General features: G+C 69.2%; 6 protein-coding genes and 1 pseudogene. All 7 read right to left on the reverse strand.

Annotated elements, in window-relative coordinates:
* Positions 1-18: 18 nt before the first annotated feature.
* The gene (locus ACWCRB_RS36725; protein ID WP_451000195.1) at positions 19-1,509 is read right to left on the reverse strand and encodes a CoA-acylating methylmalonate-semialdehyde dehydrogenase; all 1,491 of its coding nucleotides are present in this window, start codon (positions 1,507-1,509) and stop codon (positions 19-21) included.
* 13 nt (positions 1,510-1,522) lie between these two features.
* Positions 1,523-3,406 carry a 3D-(3,5/4)-trihydroxycyclohexane-1,2-dione acylhydrolase (decyclizing) gene (gene iolD, locus ACWCRB_RS36730; RefSeq protein WP_451000196.1) on the reverse strand — a complete coding sequence of 628 codons (1,884 nt, stop codon included), beginning with the start codon at positions 3,404-3,406 and terminating at the stop codon, positions 1,523-1,525.
* The gene (iolB, locus tag ACWCRB_RS36735; protein WP_451000197.1) at positions 3,403-4,278 is read right to left on the reverse strand and encodes a 5-deoxy-glucuronate isomerase; all 876 of its coding nucleotides are present in this window, start codon (positions 4,276-4,278) and stop codon (positions 3,403-3,405) included. The genes iolD and iolB overlap by 4 nt, the downstream gene beginning before the upstream one ends.
* Entirely contained in the window at positions 4,275-5,147 is an 873-nt protein-coding gene (locus ACWCRB_RS36740) for a Cgl0159 family (beta/alpha)8-fold protein (RefSeq protein WP_451000198.1), read from the reverse strand. Before ACWCRB_RS36740 ends, iolB begins: the two co-directional genes overlap by 4 nt.
* A 4-nt stretch (positions 5,148-5,151) precedes the next feature.
* Positions 5,152-6,120: a 5-dehydro-2-deoxygluconokinase gene (gene iolC / locus ACWCRB_RS36745; protein ID WP_451000199.1), complete on the reverse strand. Its 969-nt coding sequence runs from the start codon at positions 6,118-6,120 to the stop codon at positions 5,152-5,154.
* A gap of 200 nt (positions 6,121-6,320) precedes the next feature.
* On the reverse strand, positions 6,321-7,178 hold the full coding sequence (locus tag ACWCRB_RS36750) for a sugar phosphate isomerase/epimerase family protein (RefSeq protein ID WP_451000200.1): 858 nt from the start codon (positions 7,176-7,178) through the stop codon (positions 6,321-6,323).
* A gap of 52 nt (positions 7,179-7,230) precedes the next feature.
* Positions 7,231-7,500: pseudogene (locus ACWCRB_RS36755) on the reverse strand (sugar ABC transporter ATP-binding protein); the annotation flags it as partial.

A 7,500-nucleotide genomic window follows, 5' to 3' on the forward strand; every position in this document is an offset into this window, starting at 1 on the left:
AGACGAGAGGGGGGAACTTCAGTTGGAGGTGGGGAAGTTGAAGCCGGCGTTCACCTGTTGCGCGGGCTGCGGCCAGCGGGTGGTGACGACCTTGGGGCGGGTGTAGAAGCGGATGCCTTCGGGGCCGTGGATGGGGGAGTCGCCGATGAGGGAGTCCTTCCAGCCGCCGAAGGAGTAGTAGGACATCGGCACCGGGACGGGCACGTTGATGCCGATCATGCCGATCTTGACCCGGCGCTGGAATCGGCGTGCCGCCTCCCCGCTGGCGGTGAACAGGGCGGTGCCGTTGCCGTACGGATTGGCGTTGATCAGGTCGATGGCCGCGTCGAGCGAGTCGACCCGGACGACGGCGAGCACCGGCCCGAACAACTCCTCCTTGTACGCGCCCATTTCGGTGGTGACCCGGTCGAGCAGGGACGGCCCCGTGAAGAAGCCCTCCTCGTGGCCGTCGACCTTCAGCCCGCGTCCGTCCACGACGACGGCTGCGCCCTGGGTGGCCGCGATCCCGACGGCGTTCTCGACGCGTTCCTGGGCGGCTTTGGTGACGAGCGGCCCCATGTCGGTGCCCGGCACATCACCGGGCCCGACCTTGATCTCACGGGCCTTGCGCTCCAGCACCTCGACGAGGGAGTCGGCGGCGTCGCCGACGGCCACGGCGACGGAGACGGCCATGCAGCGCTCGCCGGCGGAGCCGTAGGCGCCCGCCGTGATGTGGTTGGCGGCGAACTCCAGGTCGGCGTCGGGGAGGACGACGGCGTGGTTCTTGGCGCCGCCGAGGGCCTGCACCCGCTTGCCGTGCGAAGTGGCCTGTTCGTGCACGTACTTGGCGATCGGCGTCGACCCGACGAAGGAGACGGCCTCGATGCCGGGGTGGGCGAGGATCGCGTCGACGGCGTCCTTGCCACCGTGCACGACGTTGAAGACACCGTCGGGCAGTCCGGCCCTCCGGTACAGCTCGGCGACGAAGTTGGCGGCGGACGGATCGCGCTCGCTGGGCTTGAGGATGAAGGTGTTGCCGGTGGCGATGGCCATCGGATGCATCCAAAGAGGCACCATGGCGGGGAAGTTGAAGGGCGTGATGCCCGCGACGACACCCAGCGGCTGCCGGAAGTCGTGCACGTCGACGCCGCGCGAGACCTGGTCGGAGAAGGACCCCTTCAACACGTCGCCGAGGCCGCAGGCGAACTCGACGACCTCGCGGCCGCGGGTGATCTCGCCGCGTGCGTCGTCGACGGTCTTGCCGTGCTCGGCGGAGATGATCCGGCCCAGTTCCTCCTCGTGCTCGACGAGCAACTGGCGGAAGGCGAACATCACTTGGGTGCGCTGCGCGAGCGAGGACTCCGCCCACGTCTCGAACGCGGCAGCGGCGGCCACGACGGCGGCATCGACCTCGGCGGCACCGCCGAGCACGACCCGCGCCTGCTCCTGGCCGGTGGCCGGGTTGAACACGGCCTGGGTGTTCTCGCCGGGGACCGGGGACCCGTTGATCCAGTGCTGGATGGTGGTCATGTCAGAGGTGTCCTTACAGGTAGTGGCGCTGGTCGTGCTTGTGGGAGGCGTATGTCTCGTATGCGGTGCGGGTGGAGTCCAGGGCGGAGGTCTGGGCGACGGGGACGTCCCACCAGCCGTGGCCGGGTGGGTTGGGCCCGTAGAGGTCGGTCTCGACGTGCACGACCGTGGTCCGGGTGGCTGCCTTCGCCTTCTCCATCGCGGTGCGGAACTCGTCTACGGAGGTGGCGTGCAGGACGTCGGCGCCGAGACTCGACGCGTTCGCAGCGAGGTCCACGGGGAGGACGTCGCCGTCGAGCTGGCCCGAACTGTCGTTGCGGTAGCGGTACTTGGTGCCGAACCGCTGTGACCCCAGTGACTCCGAAAGGGCGCCGATGGAGGCGAAGCCGTGGTTCTGGACGAGGACGACGATGACCTTCAGTCCTTCGGAGATCATGGTGACGATCTCCTGGGCCATCATCAGATACGAGCCGTCGCCGACCAGAACGACGACCTCCCGTGACGGATCGGCCATCTTGGCTCCGACGCCGGCGGCGACCTCGTAGCCCATGCAGGAGTAGGCGTACTCGACGTGGTAGGCCTTCGGATCCCGGGCCCGCCACAGTTGTTGCAGGTCGCCGGGCATCGATCCGGCCGCGTTGATGACCACGTCACGGTCGCCGAGTACGTCGTTCAGGGCGCCCAGGATCTGGGTCTGGGCGGGGAGTTCGCCGGTGTTGCGCGACGGTGCGAAGCAGGTCTCTTCGATCTCCCTTGTGCGGGCGATGAGTTGGCGGGTTCGGTCGCGGTACTCCTGGTCCACCTCCCAGTCCGTGAGCGCCCCCGCGAGCGCCTGGATGCCGAGGCGGGCGTCGGCCACCAGAGGCTCCGCCGAGTGCTTCACGGCGTCCAGGCGGGCCACGTTCAGGTTGACGAAGGTGACGTCCGGGTTGGCGAAGACGGTGTGGCTGGCGGTGGTGAAGTCGGAGTACCGGGTGCCGATGCCGAGGACGACATCGGCATCGCGGGCCAGCTCGTTGGCGGCGTACGCGCCGGTCGAACCGAGGCCCCCGACGGCGTACGGGTGGTCCCACGGCACGGCTCCCTTGCCCGCGTGGGTGTCGGCGACGGGGATGCCGGTGGCCTCGGCGAAGGCGCGCAGCGCGGTCTCCGCACCCGAGTACACGGCCCCGCCGCCGGCCACGATCAGGGGCTTCCTCGCGTTGCGGAGAAGGACGGCGGCCCGCTGCACGGCCTGCGGTTCCGGCACGGGGCGGCCGACATGCCACACCCGCCGTCGGAAGAAGGAGAGGGGCCAGTCGTACGCTTCCGCCTGCACGTCCTGGGGCAGGGCGAGGGTGACGGCGCCGGTCTCCACCGGGTCGGTCAGCACCCGCATCGCCGCCAGCGCGGCCGGGATCAGCTGCTCGGGACGCGAGATCCGGTCGAAGTACTTCGAGACGGCGCGGAAGGTGTCGTTGACGGTGACGTCTCCGCCCCGGGTGTCCTCCAGTTGCTGGAGGACGGGGTCGGCGGCGCGGGTGGCGAACATGTCGGACGGCAGCAGGAGCACCGGGATGCGGTTGGTGGTGGCCAGCGCCGCACCGGTGATCATGTTCGTCGAGCCGGGCCCGGTCGACGCCGAGCAGGCGAAGGTGGCCAGCCGGTCGCGCATCTTCGCGTAGGCCACCGACGCGTGGACCATGCCCTGCTCGTTGCGGGCCAGGTAGTAGGGGAGATCGGCCTCTCCCGTGGTGGCGGCCTGGAGGAGCGCCTGGCCGATGCCGGCCACGTTGCCGTGCCCGAAGATGCCCCAGACACCGGGGATGAGGCGGTGTTCCTGGCCGTCGCGCTCGCTGTACTGGTTGGCCAGGAAGCGGACCAGGGCCTGGGCGGTGGTGAGTCGGAGGGTGTTCATTGGTTCTCTCCGAAGGGGAGCCGGTCGTCGATGTCCTGCGTGTCCCAGGTGGAGCGCACCCAACCGTGGGCGGGGTCGTCGCAGATCAGCCAGGCGCGGTCCTGCCCGGGACCGGCCATGACGTTGAGGTAGTAGAGCTCGTAGCCGGGGGCGGCGATCGACGGCCCGTGCCAGCCGTGCGGGATCAGCACGGTGTCGCCGGAGCGGACCTCGGCGAGTACGTCGAGGGGCCGGTCCGCGGTGCCGTACACCCGCTGGTAGCCGAAGCCGTTCCCGTCGCCCGCGACCTCGAAGTAGTAGATCTCCTCCAGCTCGGACTCCGCCCCGGGGCGTGTCTCGTCGTGCTTGTGGGGCGGGTACGAGGACCAGTTGCCGCCGGGTGTGAGTACCTCGCAGACGAGCAGCTGCTCGGCGTCGAAGGTGCCCGGCAGGCAGTAGTTGTTGACCTGGCGGGAGCAGGCCCCGGCACCGCGCAGCTCGACGGGGACGTTCTCTTTGGGGCCGTACCGGGCGGAGAGTGAGCTCCGCCCGGTACGGGCTGCGGGCAGCGCGAACCGTCCTCCGGTCGCGCTGCTGATCAGGGCTTCCGACTCGCGGGGGAGGTAGGCGAAGTCGGTGACCGAGGCGAACACGCCTGTCCGCCCGGCGAGTTCGAAGGCCTTGCCGTCCGTGGTGACGGTGCAGGAGCCCGTCAGCGGCAGGACCAGGAACTCGGAGTCCCGGGTGGACAGGGCGTGCGCCTCGCCCGGCTCCAGGGTCAGGATCCTGAGGCCGGAGTATCCCCAGCCCGCCGACTCGGGCGTGACCAGGAGGTCGTAGGGTCCGTCGGCCGAACTCCCCGCAGGGAGGTGGTACTTGCCCGTGTCCGTCACAGCAGGCTCACCGCCTTGTCGACCGCACCGGCGACATCGCCGTTGGACGGGTAGAGCAGGGAGCGGCCGACGACCAGACCCTGCGCGGTGGGCTGCTTCAGCGCCTTTCCCCAGGAGGCGAACGCGGCGGCGGCGTCCCTGACCTCCCCGCCCAGCAGCAGCGCGGGGAGTGTCGAGGCGGACAGCACGCGCTCCATGTCGTCCACGACCGGGAGCTTCAGCCAGGTGTAGGCGGTGCGTCGGCCCAGCCCTGAGGCGATACTGACCGACTTGACGACGGCGTCGGTGGAGAGGTCGTTGCGGACCTTGCCGTCCTGCCAGGTGGAGACGAACGGCTCGACCATGGCGATGAGTTGACGGTCGTTCAGTTCGTTGACGGCACGCGCGGTGTTCTCCAGCGCCGACGGTGTCGCAGGGTCGTCGAGCGCGATACGGGTGAGCATCTTGCCGCCGTCGAAGCCCATCGCCGCGATCGTCTCGGCGTCGTATCCCGTGAACCGGTCGTCGATCTCGAAGACCGACCCGGCGAGTCCCGCCCGGTTCATCGACCCGAAGACACTCTTGCCGTCGAGTACGCCGAGCAGCAGCAGGTCTTCGAGGATGTCGGCGGTGGCCAGTACCCCGGTCACACCGGGCCGCTCCAGGGCGGTGCACAGGCGGTCCAGGAGTTCGAAGCGGTCGGCCATGGCGTTCGGGTCGCCGCCGACGCCGTTGGCGCCGCGTGCGGGATGGTCGGCGGCGATGATCATCGCCTTGCCGTGCTCGCCGAGCAGCGAGTGGGCCCTCACCCGGCGTGCGGCGGCCGTCGCGATGGCGCCGGGGTCGCCGACTCGGGCGGCCACGATCCGGTTCACGTTGTCGGACAGCACGTCGTCACGCCTTTCCATCGATGGGGGCAGGGGAGGCTTCGCGGAGCTTGGCCTCGACCTCGGCCTCGGTCGGCATGGCGTCGGAGCAGGACAGCCGGCCCGCGACGATCGCACCGGCCGCGTTGGCGAAGGCGACGGTGCGGCGCGTGTCCCAGCCGGCCAGCAGCCCGTGACACAGGGCGCCGCCGAAGGCGTCACCGGCGCCGAGTCCGTTGACGACGTCCACCGGGACCGGCGGGATCTCGACGGCCGAGCCGTCGCGGCCTACGGCCAGCACACCCTTCGGTCCCTGTTTGACCACGGCCAGCTCGACTCCCGCGGCGAGCAGCGCCTTCGCGGCGGCGTACGGCTCGCGCTCGCCGGTGGCCACCTCGCATTCGTCGAGGTTGCCGACGGCGACGGTGGTGTGGCGCAGGGCTTCGGCGTAGTGCGTACGGGCGTCAGCGGGGTTCGTCCAAAACGTGGGCCGCCAGTCCAGGTCGAACACCGTCGTGCCCGCCTTCGCCCGGTGCGTCAACGCCGCCAGCGTCGCCGAGCGGCTCGGCTCCTCGCTGAACCCGGTGCCGGTCACCCAGAAGATCCGGGCCTCGCGCACCGCCCCCAGATCCAGTTCGTCAGGACGAATGTCCAGGTCGGGGGCCTTGGGGAGCCGGTAGAAGTACAGGGGGAAGTCGTCCGGCGGGAAGATCTCGCAGAACGTCACCGGGGTCGGCGCGATGTCCGACGTACCGACGAACCGGGTGTCGACGCCGTAGCCGGTCAGGGCCGTGCGGACGAAGTCCCCGAACGGGTCGCGGCCCGTCTTGGTGATCACGGCCGCGGAGTGCCCGTACCGGGCGGCGGCCACGGCGACGTTGGTCGGGCTGCCGCCGAGGTACTTGCCGAACGAGGTGACGTCCGCCAGCCGCACGCCCGTCTGGAGCGGATACACATCCACTCCCACTCGGCCCATGGTCAGGACTTCCAACGGCATGACGCGGTTTCCCTTCGGCGGATCGGCGGACTTAAAGCGCTTTAAATTCACTTTCAGCAGAGAACGATGCCCGTGCTGAAATGTCATGTCAATAGATTGTTACAACAAGCTGCCTCGATGGCTGGGCAGGCAGTGCCCGGTCGGCACGCACCGCCGGGTCGTCGGGCTGCCGGAGGTGCGTGCCGAGGTGGTCGCTGCCGTCAGGGGCGGGCGGCCAGGTACTCGTCGATCTTCTTCCGCATGAAGAGGGAGGACTCCTTGGCCCGTTCCTCCCAGGCGAAGACGCACGCCGTGAGGGTGCCGTCGAAGCCGTTCGTGTGCAGGGCGTCGAAGAGTTCGTCGAAGTCGACCTCGCCCTCCCCGATGTCCAGGTGCTGGTGGACCCGGGCCGTGGTGCCGGGCGGGTTGAGGATGTAGCGGTTGCCCGACGACGCGGTGTGGTCGAAGACGTCGGCCAGATGGACGTGGGTGAGCAGGTCGCCCGCGTACTCGATGATCCCGGGGGCGTCGTTGCCGATGTGGAAGGTGTGCGGGGCGCAGTAGAGGAAGCTGACGTTGGGGTGGTTGATGCCCCGGATCAGGTTGACCGCGTCGTAGCCGTTCTCGATGAAGTCGTCCGGGTGCGGTTCCAGGGCCAGCTTGATGCCCTCGCGTTCGAACACCGGCAGCAGGTCGTCCATCGACTTCCAGAACTGCGCCTCGCTGCGGTCCGGGTCCTCCGGGCGGCCGTTGAACTCGGAGATCATGCTGTCCACGCCGAGATCCGAGGTGATCTGGATGGCACGCTTCCAGTACCGTACGGCGGCCTGCCGGGCGTCCTCGTCCGGCCCCGACCAGCGGAACAGGGGCAGTACGGAGGAGATGCCGACGCCCGCCGCGTCCAGTGCCTTGCGGAACTTCCCTACGGTCGCGTCGTCGACGCGTGGGTGGCGGAAGAAGGGGATGAAGTCCTCTCGGGGGGAGAGCTCGATCCACTCGTAGCCCAACTCGGCCACCACAGAGGGCAGTTCGAGAAGCGGGACGTGGCGGATCATATAGGGGTCGAGGGCGATCTTCACGGGGTGTGCCTTCCGGTCACGGGGAGACGTTGGAACGTTGCTTTCGCCGTGGTCAGGACGTCGTCTTTTCCGAGGAGGCGGCTACGGGTGCTTGAAGGTCTTCGGCTTCGGGGAGTTCTTCGACGTCGACTCCGCGTACCTGGGCCAACTCGTGCTTGAGGGCCGCGAGTTCGGCGCCGCCGGCCATGTGGTTGGTGAGTTCTTCGAGGCTGACCTCGCTGCGGGCGGCGCTCAACTCCATGGTTCCCAGGCGCAGGACGCTGAAGTGGTCGCCGACCATGTAGGCGTGGTGCGGGTTGTGGGTGATGAAGATGACCCCGAG

The sequence above is a fragment of the Streptomyces sp. NPDC002156 genome, assembly GCF_053593675.1.

What these genes read in the sequence shown, in the direction of transcription:
- ACWCRB_RS36725 (WP_451000195.1), bottom strand. Translation starts at nt 1,509, where the DNA reads ATGACCACCATCCAGCACTGGATCAACGGGTCCCCGGTCCCCGGCGAG.
- iolD (WP_451000196.1), bottom strand. Translation starts at nt 3,406, where the DNA reads ATGAACACCCTCCGACTCACCACCGCCCAGGCCCTGGTCCGCTTCCTG.
- iolC (WP_451000199.1), bottom strand. Translation starts at nt 6,120, where the DNA reads ATGCCGTTGGAAGTCCTGACCATGGGCCGAGTGGGAGTGGATGTGTAT.